The sequence below is a fragment of the Frigoribacterium sp. NPDC087798 genome, from assembly GCF_044742985.1.
Taxonomy (GTDB): Bacteria; Actinomycetota; Actinomycetes; order Actinomycetales; family Microbacteriaceae; genus Frigoribacterium.
Genome location: NZ_JBIUVP010000002.1, coordinates 351356 through 367673, shown reverse-complemented (window position 1 = coordinate 367673; position 16318 = coordinate 351356). Strand labels below are relative to the sequence as shown.

Below are 16318 nucleotides of genomic sequence, written 5' to 3'. Positions count from 1 at the left end.
CGGGTCAGGCCTTGCACTGCGACGCGTTCGTCTTCTCGCAGATGTCGCGGATCTGGTCGTAGTACGCGTCGTCGACCGGCGTCGTCTGGAAGAAGACGCTGCGGAAGCCCTCGCTGTCGGCGCCCTCGATGCCCGCGGCGACCATGTCGTCCGCAGTGACGTTCGAGAGGATGTCCTTCAGCTGGGCCTTGACGTCGTCGGGCAGCGAGTCCGACTCGACGATGGGCGCGCCGGGCACCATCTGCTCGTCGATCATCTCGACGGCGTCGCTCTTGGCGACCTCGCTGTCCTCGGCGAAGCCGGCGTCGCACTCGGTGCCCTCGCCGACCTTCTGCACGCTGACGTCGTGCTTGCCCGCGAAGACCGGGGTGATGTCCTTCTCGGGGTCGATGCCGGCCTCGAGCAGCGCGTAGCTCGGGAAGAGGTAGCCCGAGGTCGACGACGGGTCGACGAAGCAGATCTTCTTGCCCTTCATGTCGGCGATCGACGTGATGTCGCTGCCCTTCGGCACGATGGCCTGCGAGTAGTAGCCGGGCTCCTGGCCCTCGGCCGTGGTGATCGACGAGATCGGGGTGAGCTCGGCGCCGTTGTTCGTGGCGGTGACGTAGGTGAAGCCCGAGAACGAGGCGACGTCGACCTGGCCGGCGATGCTCGCCTCGATCAGGGCCGCGTAGTCCGTCGACTCGTGGTACTCGACCGTCTTGCCGGTCTCCTTCGCGATGTAGTCCATCAGCGGCTGGTAGTTCGTCTCGGTGTCGACCGAGTCGGGCACGACGCCGAAGACGAGGGTGCCGTCGTCGACCGCGTAGCCACCGGCCGCGTCGGACGAGCCGGTGGCCGAGGAGGCGGGGGTCGAGCAGGCGGACAGCGTGACGGCGAGCAGGGCGGTGCCGACGAGGGCGGTCGCGGCGCGGGGACGGCGGAGGGTCATGACGGCCTTTCGGGTGGGAGCAGGACGTGACGATGGTGGCACGCGCCCGACCGACATAGGAACCTATCTTCGGGCCCGTTCAACGAGAGTTCACCTCTTGTCTGCCTAACCTGGGCGAGCCGACCGCGGGGCGGGACGGGGTGCCGTCCCGGCCATGGCGGGTCCAGGTGCGGCGGTCTACCCTCGGACCACCACCCCGCCCTGCTCCCGCGACGAAGGCCTCCGCATGCGACACGACGACGGCACCCCCGACTCCCCCGGCGACGACCTCGCGACCTGGTCGGACGAGGCCCACCGCGAACTCGAGCTGCTCGTCGCCCGTGACCGCGAGGCCGCGCAGGCCCGGCGGCACGAGGCCGAGCGCGTGGCCCGGGTCGAACGGGCCGCCCGCCTCGAGCAGGAGCGCCGCCGCCGTGAGGCCGAGCTCCCGCCCGAACTGCGCGACGCCGACGACGAGCCGTACGACGGTGGGCCGAGGCGCCGACTCGTCATGGGGTCGTCGAAGGTGCTCGCCGCCGTCGCGCTGCTGGCCGCGGTCGCCGTCGCGGTGACCGGGTTCCTCTAGGCCGACCCGCGCCTCCTGGGCTCGTGCGTCCATGAACCCGCTTTCGAACGATGCACCCGGAAGCTTCTGGGTTCATGGTTCGAAACCGGGTTCACGGGCGGGCGGCGGCCCGGGCGACGCCCGTCAGAGGGCGAGCAGGGCGATGCCGCCGAGCACGACGCCCGAGGCCGCGAGCCGCTTCACGAGCGAGCCCTCACGCAGGACGAGCGCCCCGAACACGGCCACCATCACGACGCTCGTCTCGCGGGCCGGGGCGACGAGGGCGACCGGCGCCGTCCGGATCGCCGTCAGCACGAGGATGTACGACAGCGGCGACAGCACGCCGAAGGCCAGCACCCGCGGCCAGTGGGCACGCGCGACGGCGACGAGCTCGCCCCGACGCCGGCCGAGCGACGCGCTGTAGAAGACGACCTCGGCGAGCGTCACGCCGACCATGAACGACACGGGCGAGAGGCCCCAGGTGCGCAGGGCGTGGGCGTCCCAGATCGTGTAGCTCGCGATGGCGAGGCCGGTGAGCAGGCCCCAGGCGATGCCCGGGTCGAGGCGACGGCGCGCCGGGCCCGGGGCGTCCGGCGTCGACGTGGTCGACGACCCGTGCAGGAGGCGCGGCGCCGGAGAGCCGGTCGGCCGCCGGTCGATCAGTCCGGTCGCCACCACCCCCGCGACCACCACGGCGATGCCCACCACGGCCGTCGCCGAGAGCTGCTCGCCGAGCAGCAGGACGGCGAGACCCGCACTGACCGCCGGGCCGCTGCCGCGTGCCGTCGCGTAGACGGTCGACAGGGTGCCGACCGCGTAGCCGCGCTGCAGCACCGTCATGTAGACGACGTGGAGCACGGCCGAGACGCCCGCCCCGAGCGCGAGGCCGCCGGCGCTCGCCCCGAGACCACCCGTGAAGGGGACGACCGGCAGCCAGAGCACGGTGCTGGCGACGGCTCCCCACCAGAGGAAGGGGGTGCCGAGGCGGCTCACCCCGTGGGCGACGACGTTCCAGCCGGCGTGGCAGACGGCGGCGGCGAGGACGAGCAGGAGGGCGGTGGTGGACATGCGAGGACCCATCGGCTCGGCGCGGGGCGCGCCGAACGGGTCCTCCAGGCTTTTGTCCGTTCAGATGACGGCCCGGCGATGGCGCCCGACCGTGGCGCCGCTCGGACCAGTCGGATCGTGGGACCCCGGAACCCTAGGCGCTGTCGCGGTCAGCGTAGGGGCGGCGGGTGTCCGGGAGGTGAACCGTGCCGCGCTGCACCCGGTTTCGAACGATGCACCCGGAAGCTTCGGGGTGCATCGTTCGGAACTGGGTGCGAGGGCGGGAGCGCGTGAGCCAGGAGAACACATGGGCCAGCGGGACGAAAGCCGATCTTGACGCCACGACATGTGTCAATCTAGTCTTTACACATGTCGACCCCCTCCCGCACCCCGTCCCTGCTCGCGAGCCTCCTCGCCCGGGTCCAGGGTCTCGCGGCGTCGGTGCACGGTCGACACGATCGGTCCTCGACACTCGCCGCGGTCCAGCGTGCGGCGGGCATGAAGGCCGACCTCGAGGCGGTCCTTACGGCCCTCGTGACCGATGCCCGCGATGCCGGGGCGACCTGGCAAGAAGTAGGAGACGTCATGGCCATCTCACGTCAAGCCGCATACCAGAGGTTCGGCCAGGTGATCGACCCGAGGACGGGACGCCCGCTCGAGAAGGACGTCACGTCGGGTTCCGTCGAGCGGGCGACGACCGTCTTCGACCTGCTCAGCACGGGTCGCCCCGACGAGGTCCACACCCTCTTCGACGACGAGATGAAGAAGGCCATGGGCCCGACGCAGCTCGGCGACGTGTGGAGCCACATCCTCGGTTCCGTCGGGGCGTTCGAGTCGAGCGGCACGCCCACGGCGCGTCGTTCCGGCGACTTCACCGTCGTGGACGTCCCCCTCCACTTCGAGGCCGGCGACATGGTCGGGCGCGTCTCGTGCCACCCCGACGGTCGTCTGGCCGGGCTCTTCCTCCTCGACCCCGCTGCCTCGTCATGACGTGTGCAGCCACGTGCGCCACACCTCCTCCTCGCGGAGGAGATGCGAAAGATGCGGTTGACAGCCTCCTCGCAGTCCTGACAGCGTGTCAGCGGATGCGGAAGGACAGCGACCAGGCCGGAGGATCACCATGACCGCTCTCACCGAGAACAGACACCTCGACGACGTCGAGATCCGGCGCGATCGACTCTGGGCCTTCGTGCAGTTGCCCCTCGCGGGCGCCATCGTCGCCGGAGTGGCCACGGTGGTCTCGTGGGCCCCACGCCTTCCCGCCGAAGTAGCCAACCAGTGGTCTGCAGGAGACGTCACCACCGTCCGCCCCCTGGCCGTCACGGTCGCCTCCGTCGCGGTCCCCGCCGTCGCCACCTGGTTGCTCTTGGCCTTGGCCCGCGTCACCAGCGACTCGGTCAAGCTCGGACACCGATCGACGGTCGGCGCCCTGGCCGGGTTGACTCTCGTCCTGGCCGGTGCACTACCGCTGCTCGTCGCGCCCTCACTCGCCACGAGCGATCCCTGGTCGGCACCGGACCCGGGCATCGCGTCCCTCGTCGCACTCGGTGTGGTCGGCCTCTTGGTCGCAGTCGGGGTCGCCCTGGGGGTCGGCCGGCCGCCCGCCGGCGTCACGACCCCCGACGGCTCGTCGCCGGACGATCGCCCGCGTTCCACCGACGATGCTCCTCGGATCGACCGTCCCGTGGCGCGCCGGTCGCGGACGATCGGACTGGTCGCCGTCGTCGGCGCCTGTCTCGCCGCCGTCGTCCTGGCTGCCGTCACGGTCGTCCCGTGGCCCTCAGCCCTTGTCGCCGGGGCCATCGCCGCACCCACGATGCGCGCCCTGCGGGGCCGCTGATCCCTCCCGTCCCGTGCCTCGGCTCGGCTCGGCTCGGCTCACGCACCGCACCGCGTTTCGTGCACTGCACCGCGTCTCGTCCGGGTGCAGTGCACGAAACGCGGTGCGGTGCGGTGCGCCCACGACCACGCCGGGGACGACGAACGCCCCCGCACACTCGGTGCGGGGGCGTCCGTCGGAACGGCTCGGATCAGGCGAAGGTCGCCGCGTCGATCACGAAGCGGTAGCGCACGTCGGACTTCAGGACGCGGTCGTAGGCCTCGTTGATCTGGTCGGCGTCGATCAGCTCGGTCTCGGGCACGATGCCGTGCTCGGCGCAGAAGTCGAGCATCTCCTGGGTCTCGCGGATGCCGCCGATGGCCGAACCGGCCCAGCTGCGACGCGCCGGGATCAGCGCGAACGCGGGCACCTCGAGCGGCTCGGACGGGGCGCCGACGTTGACGAGGGTGCCGTCGACGGCCAGCAGGCCGAGGTACGCGCCCATGTCGACCTTCGCCGAGACGGTGTTGATGATCAGGTCGAACGAGTTCGCCAGGTCGGTGAAGGTCTGCTCGTCGCTGGTCGCGTAGTGCGCCTTGGCGCCGAAACGCAGCGAGTCCTCCTTCTTCGAGGTGGTCTGCGACAGCACGGTGACGTCGGCGCCGAGTGCGGCGGCGATCTTGACGCCCATGTGGCCGAGGCCGCCCATGCCGACGATGGCGACCTTGGTGCCCTCGGTGACGCCCCAGTGGTGCAGCGGCGAGTACAGCGTGATGCCGGCGCAGAGCAGCGGCGCGACCTTGTCGTAGTCGAGCGACTCGGGCACGCGCAGCACGAAGTCCTCGGTGACGACGACGGCCTGCGAGTAGCCGCCCTGGGTGATGCTGCCGTCGGCCGGGTCGACGCCCGTGTAGGTGCCGACGTTGCCCTTGGCGCAGTACTGCTCGTCGCCACGCTTGCAGTACTCGCACTCGCCGCACGAGTTGACCATGCAGCCGACGCCGACACGGTCGCCGACCTCGTACTTGGTGACCTCGGAGCCGACCTCCGAGACGGTGCCGACGATCTCGTGACCGACGACCTGCGGGTACTGGATCTCGCCCCACTCGCCGCGGACGGTGTGGATGTCGCTGTGGCAGATGCCGGCGTAGGCGATGTCGATCATGACGTCCTTCGGGCCGACGTCGCGGCGCTCGATGGTCGTCTTGACGAGGGGCTCGGTGGCGGACGGTGCCGCGTAGGCGTTGACGGTGCGCATGGGTCTCCTGGGGGGTGGATTCGGTACGGGGACGAGGGGCGGGTCGGAACGCGGTGCTCGACGACGGGCTCCTCGTCATCGACGCTACGCCCCCGCGCCGATCGTGGGAGGCCCTGGCAGGGCCCCCGACGCGACGGCCCGCAGGAGGCGCGGTGCGCGTCCGTCCGGCACCGCGCCTCCTGCGGGTGGTCCGCTCGGGCACCGGTCACCGTGAGACACGCTTCCGGGTGGGAAAGTGCCCTGACTCGCGGCTCGGCTCGCACGGTGCGCGGCGTAGCAAGGAGCCAGACGCAGCACCGGGTGGTCCGGTGCCGGACGAAGGAGTCGACATGGCAAGCGGAGTGGCAACAGTGTGGGTGCCCGTGACCGACATGGGGCGGGCGACGGCGTTCTACCGTGACGCGCTCGGCCTCACGGTGAAGGACGAGAGCGACGACTGGACCGAGATCGACGCGAACGGCCTGATGATCGGCCTCAACGGTCGCGAAGAGGCCGCGGCGTCGAGCGAGGGCGGGGCGGTCATCACGTTCCAGCCCGACGGCACCCTCGAGGACGCGCTGGCCGACCTGCAGTCGCGCGGCGCCGACGTGACGGGCACGATCAGCGAGCACCCGTGGGGCCGCATCCTGCCCTTCAAGGACACCGAGGGCAACGACCTGCAGTTCTACACGCCGCCGACCGACTGACGTCGGGGCCCTCAGGAGGCGCGGTGCCGGTCCGACCGGCACCGCGCCTCCCGCGTGCGGTGGCGCCGCGGCGGGGCCGGTCGCGCCGCGGTCGCGTCGACCCGGCCGCGACCCCCCATGATGTGGGGATGGTCACCGAGATCCTCATCCTGAGCAACCTGCTCGCCGGCCCGCAGCACGGGTACGACATCAAGCGGAACGTGCGGCGCCCGGGCCTCGGCGTGGTCAACAACAACGCCGTCTACACGACGCTGAAGCGCCTGCACGACCGGGGCGCGCTCGACCGTCGCACCGTGGAGACCACGGGTCGCCCGAACCGCCAGGTGTTCTCGCTGACCGACGCGGGCCGCGACCTGCTGATCGGGCGGGTCGCCGACTTCCCCCTCTCCCGCGCCGGCGACGACGAGGAGTTCTACGTCCGGTTCGCGCTGCTGGACCTGGTCGACGAGGCGACGCGGGCGACGATCTTCGCCACGCGCCTCCAGGCCCTCGACGAGCGCATGGCGACGGCCCAGGCCTACCTCGACGCCAGCGACGACGACGCGACGCGCTTCCCCGTCCAGTCGGTCGCCATGTTCCGGCACCTGCTCGACCAGCTGCGCAGCGAGCGGGCCTGGGTCGAGGACTACTCGCGCGACGGCGAGATCGGTGCCCCCAGGGCCCCGTAGAGCGGGGCACCTTTTTCGTCCCGTCCATTGATGACTAGTACCAACTGGACTAGCGTGACCTCGAAGCCACGCGTCAGCCGATCGCGTCACCTCGTCGCCGGCAGCCGACGTCACCGGCGTGGGCCGGCCCGGGCGACGAGGCGCCGTCGGGTCGTCGTGGCAGGGGCGTCACCGGTCGGGCCGGGGTGACCGCGGGGGGTCGCGGGCACTCCGGAGGTGACGGCCTGCAGGAGGAGCGGGGTCGTCTGAACCGACACCGCACCTCCTGCAGGTGAGGCGACCGGCTCAGGCGTCGAAGTCGGTGGCGCGGCTGCGTTCCGCCCACGCGTCGACGTCGCGGCGGAGGTCGTCGAGTGCGCCCGTGACGATCTCGACGGCGTCCGAGCCGAGCAGCAGCAGGTACGGAGCCTCGCCCGAGTCGACCGCGTCGACGAGCAGGCGGGCACCGGCGGCGGGGTCGCCGGGCTGGGTGCCGTCCGAGGTGTCGGCCTCGATGCGGCGACGACCGGCGGTCTCGGCGTAGTCGGCGATGGGCGTGGCGGACTGCGTGAGCGAGCGCCCCGAGAAGTCGGTGCGGAACGAGCCCGGTTCGACGACCGTCGCCGTGATGCCGAGCGGGGCGAGTTCGGTGCGCAGGGCCATGGTCATCTGCTCGATCGCGGCCTTGACGGCGCCGTAGTAGCCCGAGCCGGGGCCCGTGCGGCGGGCGCCGATCGACGACAGGTTGACGATCGTGCCGCTGCGGCGGGCACGCATGCCGGGCAGGACCGCCTTGACGGTGCGGACGCTGCCGTGGAAGTGCGTGTCGAACAGGCGCGCCACGTCGGCGTCGTCGCCCTCCTCGACGGCGGAGCGGTAGCCGTAGCCGGCGTTGTTGACGAGGACGTCGACGCCGCCGAACCGCTCGGTGGCGAGGTGGACGGCCGCGGTCACCTGGTCGGGGTCGGTGACGTCCAGGGCGGTGGCGACGGCGTGGTCGGGGTGGGCGTCGGCGATGTCCTGCACGGCCGAGGCGTCGCGCGCGGTGACGACGACGTCGTGTCCGCGGGCCAGCGCCTCCTCGGCGAAGGCTCGCCCCAACCCCGTGGAGCAGCCGGTGATCAACCAGGTCGACATGTGTTCTCTTCTCTCTCGTGCGTCGCGGTCGCTGACGCGCCGCACCCCCAGACAACCAAGGAGGCGCGGTGCCCGTCGGGCCGGCACCGCGCCTCCTGACCGGGGCCGGCCGCTCGCGGCCCGTTCTGGGGCCTCGTCTCACGACGTCGTCCCCCGTAGCGTTGAGGGGTGTCAGCGGGTGTCGTGGGTCGGACGTCTGCCCGCAGCCTCGCCGCGCCCGGGGACGTCCGCGAGGCACCGCGCGTCGGCCCGCCGGCCGACGACGACTCCCTGCGCCTCGGGACGGAACGGAGCATGGCGGCGACGCTGGCCGTCGCCGCGTCCCTGCTGGTGCTGCTCGCCCTGCCGGACTTCACGGCGGATCACCTGCCGGGGATGACGCCGCTCGTCGTCGTGTCGCTGTTCCTCGGCGGGTCGATGCTCGCGGCCCTGCCGCTCGCGCTGCTCCGGCGCCCGGGGCCCGTCCGGGCAGGCTTGTGGATCCCCGTCGCGGCCTACGTCGGCCTGCTCGTCATCGAACCGTTCCAGACCCACCGCGAACCGGTGGACGAGGGGACGATCCCGTGGCTGGTGGGGTTGTCCCTCGTCGCGTTCGCCTGCACGGCGGTGGCCGAGGTCGACCCCGTGCGTGCCGGGATCATCTGCGGGGGCATCGACGCGGCTCTGGCCGCTGCCTACTGGGGCCGGTTCCCGTTCGTCGACAACCTCCTCGAGTTCATCGGCCTCGGCCTGCTCGCCGCAGCGCTCGTCACGGGCGTGAAGGCCCTCCGAGCCCGCGCCGATCGGGCCGACGCGGCCGAACACCGCGCCCAACTGCTGTTCGAGAGCCAGCAGCGGCACGAGGCCACCGAGGTCGAACGGGTGCGGACCGACGCACTGTTGCACGACACCGTCCTGTCCGCGCTCCTCACGGCCGGCGGCGACCACGCGCCCGAGCGGACCGCGGCCGTCGCCCGGTCGGCCCTGGACATCGTGTCGGACGAGAGCCACCGCGCCACGCTCCAGCCGACGACGGCCCCCTTCGGCGACGCCCTCTCGGCCGCCGAGCCCGAGCTCGCCCCACTGCGCGGCGCCGCCCGGGTCGACCTGGCCGCGGTCCGCGACGTCCTGCTGCCGCCCGCCGCGGCCGAAGCGCTCGTGTCGGCGACGCTGCAGGCCCTGACCAACAGCGTCCGTCACGCGGGAGCCTCGGCCGACCGGGCGGTGACGGCCATGCGCCTCGAGGGCGGCGGTCTCCGCATCGCCGTCTCGGACGACGGAGCGGGCTTCGCCCCCGAGCGGGTCTCCCCCGAGCGGCTCGGGGTGCGCGTGTCGATCCTCGAGCGCGTGAGGCTCGTGGGGGGCACCGCGAGCATCCGGTCGGCACCGGGTCGCGGGACCGCCGTCGTCCTGGAGTGGCACCCGACCAGCGGCACCCCGACCGTCACCCGCCGCCCGGGCGAGGGCCTGCTGAACCTGATCCCCCGGCGCCTGCTGTCCCGCGCCCTCGGCGTCGTGATCGTCGTGGCGGTCCTCATCGCCACCGTCGACGCCGTCCTCGTCACCCACGCGTTCGGCTCCGTCGTCGCCTCGCTCCTCGGCCTGCTGATCCTGCCCGCGCTCGTCCGCGGGGCGAGACGGGGCTGGATGTCGAGCCGGACGGCGTGGGGCACCACGGCGGTCAGTTGCCTGCTCTGCGCCGTCGCCACCATCGGGCTCGACCCGGCGACCTTCGACTACGTGTCCATCGCCCGGTACACGTGCGGCGTCCTGGCCGGAGCCGTGATGGGGTGGATGGCCGGACGGAAGGGGCCGCCCGCCGTCGCCGTCGCGGTGCTCGTCGCGCAGATCACGCTGTGGGCAGGACCCACCGGGGCCATCCGCCTGGGACTCGCCGGCGAGATCGTCGTCGTCGTGGCCGCCCTGCTGATGCACCACGCGATCCGGCAGGTCACCTCGGCGGCCCGGGTCGCCGCGGGCCGGCACCGCGAGCTCACCATCGCGCAGGCCGAGCTCGACGCCGTCCACCACGAACGGCATCGACGGCTGCAGCACGCCCACCGCACCGTCGCCCCGACCCTTCGGCACGTCGTCGACGCCCGGGGCCACCTCGACGAGGCCACCCGGGCCGAGTGCCGGGTGCTCGAGCAGGCGCTCCGGGACGAGATCAGGGGGCGCGGCCTGCTCAACGACGCCGTCCGGGCGAGCGTCGAGGCGCTGCGGCGCCGGGGGTCGCTCGTGCAGGTGCTCGACGACGGCGGACTCGACGACATCGCACCCGAGACCCTCGACGCCCTGCTCGACGACGTCGCGAGCCGTCTGGAGCCCGTCCGGTCGAGCCGCGTCGTCGTCCGGTCGGGCCACCCCGAGTCCGGCACCGCCGTCACCATCGTCGCGTCGACCCCGGACGAGACGGCCGCGGCCCTCGGACTCGACGCCGACGACGAGGTCGACCTGTGGGCCACGATCCCCCATCCGGTGCCTGCCGGGGTCGCACCCCGAGGAGGCGGGCGTCGACCACATCCGTCGGCTCCCGTCGGCAGCACCTCGCCCGCTATTGTCACAAACCATCGATAAGTGTCATCGTCGGCTCAGTTGTTGACGATTGGATCACCGATGGCGAATTGGCCGGCACACTCGACGTGCACCGTGCCGTGGACCAGCTCGAGTCGTCGTGGCACCCGAGAAGATCGAGTGCTCGCCGAGATCCAGGCGTCGATCCCGCCGATGATCGCCGACCTCGCCGTCCCCGTGGTCGCCGACCGCGATCTCTCCCGAGCCCGCTACGAGGCCGTCGACCTCGAGCGCGTCGCCGACGGCGTGCTCGGCCCGCTCGCCGGCTTCCTCATCCGCATGGAGTCGGTGGCCTCGAGCCGCATCGAGCACGTCGAGGCGTCACCCCTCGCGTTCGCCCGAGCCATCGGCGGTCTGAAGGAGAACACCTCGGCGATGTCGATGGTCGCCGCCGGCGCCGCCATCGCGAAGCTCATCGCTGCTTCCGGCGCGACCATCTCGCTCGACGAGATCCTCACCGCGCACGAGGCACTCATGCGAGACGACCCGGACCTGGCCGAGCGACCGTACGCCGGACGCGTGCGCGACGTGCAGAACTGGATCGGCGGCTCGCAGCACTCCCCGCGGAACGCCCTCTACGTCCCGCCGCCGCCGGCCGAGGTGCCCGCCCTCCTCGACGACCTCGTCGCGTTCTCGAACCGGGACGACGTCGAGCCGACCACCCAGGCGGCGATCGCGCACGCGCAGTTCGAGAGCATCCACCCGTTCACGGACGGCAACGGTCGCATCGGCCGCGCTCTCATCGGGGCGATCCTCCGCCGCCGCGGCGTGACGCCGCACACGGTACTTCCCGTGGCCAGCGCCCTCGCGGCGGACACCACCCACCACTTCTCGCTGCTCACCGCCTACCGCTCGGGCGACGTCGCCCCGATCGTGACGGACCTCGCGCTCTGCGTCGAGACGGCGGCCCGCGAGGCCCGAGGCACGGCACGTCTCTTCGCCGGGTACGTGGACGCCTGGCGCGACCAGGCGGCACCTCGAGCCGGCAGCGCGGCCGACCGCATCCTGCCCGTCCTGCTGACGTTGCCGGTCTTCACCGTCGAGCAGCTCGTCGACGAGATGCGCGACCTGCCCGAGCGAAGCGTCTACAGGGGCGTCGAGGTGCTCGCGGAACACCACGTGGTCGAAGCAGTCACCGAACGTGTCCGAGGGCGCGCCTACGCCGCGATGGACGTCCTCGACGAGTTCGACGACCTCGACACCCGCATCCGCGAGCGCATCACCCGACTGCGCGGGGCCTGACACCCGCAGGAGGCGGGGGGGGGGGGCGCCCCGCCCCCCCCCCCCCGCGGGGGGCGCGGGGGGCCGGGGGGGGGGGGGGGGGGGGGGGGGGGGCCCCGGGGGGGCGGCCCCCCCCCCCCCCCCCCGCCCCCGGCCCCCCCCCCCCCGCCCCGCCCGCCCCCCCCCCGGGGGGGGGGGGGGGGGGGCCCCGGCGCGGGGGGCCCCCGCGGGGGGGGGGGGGGGGCCCCCCCCCCCCCGCCGACGACACGGACCCACAGCCGGGTAGAACGAGGAACACACGAGACAGGGAGGCGCGCGATGGCGGGCAAGGGACGCGGCGAGGCGGTCGAGGTCGGCGGGCACCGGTTGCAGCTGACGAACCTCGACAAGGTGCTCTACCCGGACGCCGGCACCACCAAGGCCGACGTCCTGAGCTACTACGCCGCCGTCGCGGAGTGGATGCTGCCGCACGTCGAGGGGCGGCCGGCCACCCGCAAGCGCTGGGTGAACGGCGTCGACGGCGAGGTGTTCTTCGAGAAGAACCTGCCCGACTCCGCGCCCGACTGGGTCGCCCGGCACACCCTCGAGCACAAGGACCACGCCAACGTCTACCCGATGGTGAACGACGTCGCGACGCTCACCTGGCTGGCGCAGGTCGCCGCGCTCGAGGTGCACGTGCCGCAGTGGCGGTTCGGCCCGAAGGGGGCGCAGCGCAACCCCGACCGACTGGTGCTCGACCTCGACCCGGGCGAAGGCGTCGGCCTCGCCGAGTGCGTCGCCGTGGCGCAGCTGCTCAAGCCGATCGTCGAGGGCATGGGCCTCGAGCTGATGCCCGTGACGAGCGGCAGCAAGGGCGTGCACCTGTACGCCCGGCTCGACGGGAGGCAGACCAGTGCCCAGGTCGGCGAGGTCGCCCACGAACTGGCCCGTGCGATGGAGGCCGACCACCCCGACCTCGTGCTCAGCACCATGGGCAAGGCCGACCGCCGGGGCAAGGTGCTGCTCGACTGGTCGCAGAACAACGGCAACAAGACGACGGTCGCCCCGTACTCACTGCGGGGTCGGTCCCGGCCGACCGTGGCGATGCCTCGCACCTGGCGCGAACTCGCGTCGAAGACCCTGGCGCAGCTCGAGTACACCGACGTGCTCTCGCGCCTGAAGCGGCGCGGCGACCCCCTGGCCGACGTCTCGGCGCACGTGCCGGTGCCCTCGGGCGAGCTGGGCGAGGACTTCCGCAACACCGAGGCCCCCGACCACGACCCCTCCGAGAAGGTGCGCGACCGCCTCGAGGTCTACCGCTCGAAGCGCGACGCGTCGAAGACCGCCGAGCCCGTGCCCGCCGAGGCCCCTGCCTCGACCGACGGCACGAGCTTCGTCATCCAGGAGCACCACGCCAGCTCGCTGCACTGGGACTTCCGCCTCGAGCACGACGGCGTGCTGGTCAGCTGGGCGATGCCGAAGGGCGAGCCCGACGACCCGGGCACGAACCACCTCGCCGTCCAGACCGAGGACCACCCGCTCGAGTACGGCACCTTCGAGGGCACGATCGCCAAGGGCGAGTACGGCGCCGGCGAGGTGACCATCTGGGACTCCGGCGAGTACGAGCTCGAGAAGTGGCGGGAGGGCAAGGAGGTGATCGTCGTGCTGCACGGCGAGCAGCGCGGCACCCGACGCGTCGCACTGATCCACACCGGCCACGGCGGTGGGCGGGCGGAGTCGAACTGGCTCATCCACCGCATGAAGGACGACGCGGGCGACGTCGGCTCGCACGACGGCGCTTCCGTCGGCAATTCAGGAGGACGACCGCATCGAGCCCGGAAGACGACCGAAGACGCGCGATCCCCTGAGTTGCCGCCGTCCGCGCGGGCGAATCGGCGAGTCGACGCCGGCAACTCCTCACGCGCGGCGCACGCGACCGGCGGCTCCCCCGGAGGGTCGGGCCGCGCCTCCTCGGCTCGCGACGGGAAGCAGGAGTTCCCGGCACCCGACCCGGTCGCGCCGATGCTGGCGACGACGGGCGACGCGCACGACGTGTCCGAGGGCGGGTGGGCGTTCGAGATGAAGTGGGACGGCATCCGCGCCGTGGCGGTCGTCCACGACGGCGCGGTCACGCTGACCAGCCGCAACGGCAACGACCTCACCCCGGCCTACCCCGAGCTGCAGGTGCTGGCGGAGCGGGTCGACGGCGAAGGAGGCGCGGTGCTCGACGGCGAGATCGTGGCCGTCGACGAGAAGGGTCGCCCCGACTTCGGGCTCCTCCAGACGCGCATGGGACTGACGCGGCCGCGTGACGTGGCCCGGGCCGCCCAAGGCGCGCCGGTGAAGCTGCTGCTCTTCGACGTCATGCGGGCCGAAGGGCGCTCGCTCGTGAAGGACGAGTACGACGACCGGCGTGAGGTGCTCGAGCGGATCGTCGAGAGCGGCGGGGCCGTCGACGTGCCCCCGGCGTTCGACGGGGACCTGGAGGCGGCGGTCGCCACCTCGAAGCGCCTGCGCCTCGAGGGCGTGGTCGCCAAGCGGCGCGACGCGACCTACAGCGCCGGTCGACGGTCCCGCGCCTGGATCAAGATGAAGCACCACCAGACGCAGGAGGTCGTGATCGCGGGCTGGCGCCCCGGTGCCGGCCGGAGGGCCGACGGCGTCGGCTCGCTCCTGATGGGCGTGCCGGGCGAGGACGGGCTGCACTACGTCGGCCGGGTCGGCACGGGGTTCACCGACCGCGAGCTCGACGAGCTGCTGCCGGCGTTGCGCGCGGCCGAGCGGAAGACCAGCCCCTTGGTGGGCGTGCCCGCCGTGGACGCCCGCGGTGCCCACTGGGTCACCCCGTCGCGGGTGGGCGAGGTGTCGATCGCCGAGTGGACCTCGACCGGGCGGCTGCGGCAGCCGAGCTGGCGCGGGTGGCGGCCCGACAAGTCGCCGGACGACGTCGTCCGCGAGGGGTGAGGCCGGGCCGTCGGACGACGGGGCATCGATCGGCGCCCGTCGGGTGTTGAGTGCAGCATGAGCACACCTCCCCCGGCCCCGAGCGACGCCGCGACCCTGCGCGGCAGGCGGGTCGTCCTCGTGGTCGCCGTGCTGGCCTCGTTCGTGGCGTTCCTCGACGGCTCGATCGTCACCGTGGCGCTGCCCGCGATCGCCCGCGAACTCGGCACCGGGACGGGAGGCGGCGCGACGGCCGACGACGGCGCGGGCCTCGCCCTGCAGCAGTGGGTCGTCGACGCCTACCTGCTGACGCTCGGGTCGCTCATGCTCGTGGCCGGCTCGCTCAGCGACACGTTCGGCCGGGTGCGGGTGCTGCGCGCGGGCCTGATCGGCTTCGCCGTGACGAGCGTGCTCGCCGCCCTCGCCCCCGACCCGGGCCTGCTGATCGCCGCCCGGGCCCTGCAGGGCGTGACCGCGGCCCTCCTCGTGCCGAGCAGCCTCGCCCTCATCACCTCGACCTTCAGCGGCCCGGCACAGGGCAAGGCCATCGGCAGCTGGACGGCCTGGACCGGCGTCGCGTTCCTGATCGGTCCGCTGACCGGGGGCGCGCTCGTCGACACGCTCGGCTGGCGCTGGGTCTTCGCGGTCGTCGTCGTGCCCGTCGTCCTCACCCTCGTGCTGATGACCCGGTTGCCCGGCGACGCCCACCGGGGGCGCGACGGTGCTCCCCCGCGGGTCGACGTCGTGGGCGCCGTGCTGGCCGCGGTGGGCCTCGCCGGACCGGTCTTCGCGCTCATCGAGGGGCAGCGCGTCGGGTTCGGCACCTGGTTCGTCGTCACGCCGCTCGTGGTCGGCCTCGCCGCGCTGGCCGCCTTCGTCTGGTGGGAGCGCCGCTCACCCGCTCCGATGATGCCGCTGACGCTGTTCCGGACCCGCACCTTCACCGTCGGCAACCTGGCCACCGTCGGCATCTACGCGGCCCTCAGCCTCGGCACCCTGACCATCCCCCTGGTGGTGCAGGAGCTGGCGGGTCTGACGGCGACCCTGGCCGGGCTCGTCACCCTGCCGACGACGATCGTGTCGCTGCTGTTCTCGACCCTGTTCGGCACGCTCGCCGCCACCCACGGCCCGCGCCCGTTCATGACGGTCGGACCGCTGATCACGGCGAGCGGGTTCCTCTGGATGCTGCTGGTCGCCGATCCGATCGACGTCTGGTGGCAGGTCGTGCCCGGCGTGGTCCTGTTCGGCTTCGGCCTGTCGGTGACCGTGGCTCCGCTCACCTCGACGGTGCTGTCGCAGATCCCGGCCGGCCAGTCGGGCATCGCCTCCGCCGTCAACAACGCCATCTCGCGCGTCGCCGGGCTCGTCGCGGTCGCGTTCCTCGGAGTCATCGCCGGAGGCGCGCTCACGGTGGGCGGGTTCCATCGCGTCGTGATCGTCGTCGCCGTGCTGCTCGGGGTGAGCGCCCTGGTGTCGTTCGTCGGTCTGCGCGACCGCACCCGCGCCTCCTGAGGGCGCCGGCGCGAGGCGACCAGCCGGACGCGACCAGCCGG

13 protein-coding genes are annotated in these 16318 nt (G+C 72.9%); 9 read left to right on the top strand and 4 right to left on the bottom strand.

All coding sequences use genetic code 11. The features are described 5' to 3' along the window. Positions 1-4 precede the first annotated feature (4 nt). Positions 5-931, bottom strand: coding sequence for a phosphate/phosphite/phosphonate ABC transporter substrate-binding protein (locus ACIOSR_RS08720; protein ID WP_402752374.1), 927 nt, complete (start codon positions 929-931; stop codon positions 5-7). A 226-nt stretch (positions 932-1157) separates the two neighbouring features. Between ACIOSR_RS08720 and ACIOSR_RS08715 the strand changes: the two genes are divergently transcribed. Next, positions 1158-1496 (top strand): hypothetical protein, encoded by a 339-nt coding sequence (locus tag ACIOSR_RS08715; protein ID WP_402752373.1) that lies wholly within the window; start codon positions 1158-1160, stop codon positions 1494-1496. A gap of 123 nt (positions 1497-1619) precedes the next feature. On the opposite strand, the gene ACIOSR_RS08710 is transcribed toward ACIOSR_RS08715, so the two are convergent. Continuing rightward, on the bottom strand, positions 1620-2543 hold the full coding sequence (locus tag ACIOSR_RS08710) for an EamA family transporter (RefSeq protein ID WP_402752372.1): 924 nt from the start codon (positions 2541-2543) through the stop codon (positions 1620-1622). A gap of 348 nt (positions 2544-2891) precedes the next feature. Between ACIOSR_RS08710 and ACIOSR_RS08705 the strand changes: the two genes are divergently transcribed. Both ACIOSR_RS08705 and ACIOSR_RS08700 read left to right on the top strand, forming a co-directional pair. Further along, on the top strand, positions 2892-3512 hold the full coding sequence (locus ACIOSR_RS08705) for a DUF3887 domain-containing protein (RefSeq protein ID WP_402752371.1): 621 nt from the start codon (positions 2892-2894) through the stop codon (positions 3510-3512). Positions 3513-3642: 130 nt separating this feature from the next. Further along, a complete protein-coding gene (locus ACIOSR_RS08700; RefSeq protein WP_402752370.1) occupies positions 3643-4362 on the top strand; it encodes a hypothetical protein in 720 nt (239 codons plus the stop codon). Positions 4363-4552: 190 nt separating this feature from the next. Here the strand turns inward: ACIOSR_RS08700 and ACIOSR_RS08695 are convergent, their stop codons facing one another. Then, positions 4553-5599 carry an NAD(P)-dependent alcohol dehydrogenase gene (locus ACIOSR_RS08695; protein ID WP_056043968.1) on the bottom strand — a complete coding sequence of 349 codons (1047 nt, stop codon included), beginning with the start codon at positions 5597-5599 and terminating at the stop codon, positions 4553-4555. Between the two features lie 329 nt (positions 5600-5928). Here ACIOSR_RS08695 and ACIOSR_RS08690 point away from each other — a divergent pair, with 329 nt between their 5' ends. After that, positions 5929-6285 (top strand): VOC family protein, encoded by a 357-nt coding sequence (locus tag ACIOSR_RS08690; protein WP_402752369.1) that lies wholly within the window; start codon positions 5929-5931, stop codon positions 6283-6285. Between the two features lie 128 nt (positions 6286-6413). Beyond that, positions 6414-6953 carry a PadR family transcriptional regulator gene (locus ACIOSR_RS08685; RefSeq protein ID WP_159828065.1) on the top strand — a complete coding sequence of 180 codons (540 nt, stop codon included), beginning with the start codon at positions 6414-6416 and terminating at the stop codon, positions 6951-6953. 285 nt (positions 6954-7238) lie between these two features. Here ACIOSR_RS08685 and ACIOSR_RS08680 read toward each other — a convergent pair whose 3' ends face one another. After that, positions 7239-8069: an oxidoreductase gene (locus ACIOSR_RS08680; protein WP_123571410.1), complete on the bottom strand. Its 831-nt coding sequence runs from the start codon at positions 8067-8069 to the stop codon at positions 7239-7241. A gap of 168 nt (positions 8070-8237) precedes the next feature. On the opposite strand from ACIOSR_RS08680, the gene ACIOSR_RS08675 reads away from it, so the two are divergent. The 4 genes from ACIOSR_RS08675 to ACIOSR_RS08660 all read left to right on the top strand — a co-directional run bounded on the left by ACIOSR_RS08675 (position 8238) and on the right by ACIOSR_RS08660 (position 16277). Then, positions 8238-10625, top strand: coding sequence for a sensor histidine kinase (locus tag ACIOSR_RS08675; protein ID WP_402752368.1), 2388 nt, complete (start codon positions 8238-8240; stop codon positions 10623-10625). A gap of 117 nt (positions 10626-10742) precedes the next feature. Next, on the top strand, positions 10743-11864 hold the full coding sequence (locus ACIOSR_RS08670) for a Fic family protein (protein WP_402752367.1): 1122 nt from the start codon (positions 10743-10745) through the stop codon (positions 11862-11864). 297 nt (positions 11865-12161) lie between these two features. Next, positions 12162-14786, top strand: a complete 2625-nt coding sequence (locus ACIOSR_RS08665; RefSeq protein ID WP_402752366.1) for an ATP-dependent DNA ligase — start codon at positions 12162-12164, stop codon at positions 14784-14786. A 57-nt stretch (positions 14787-14843) separates the two neighbouring features. Next, a complete protein-coding gene (locus ACIOSR_RS08660; RefSeq protein ID WP_173152434.1) occupies positions 14844-16277 on the top strand; it encodes an MFS transporter in 1434 nt (477 codons plus the stop codon). The last annotated feature ends 41 nt before the right edge of the window (positions 16278-16318 follow it).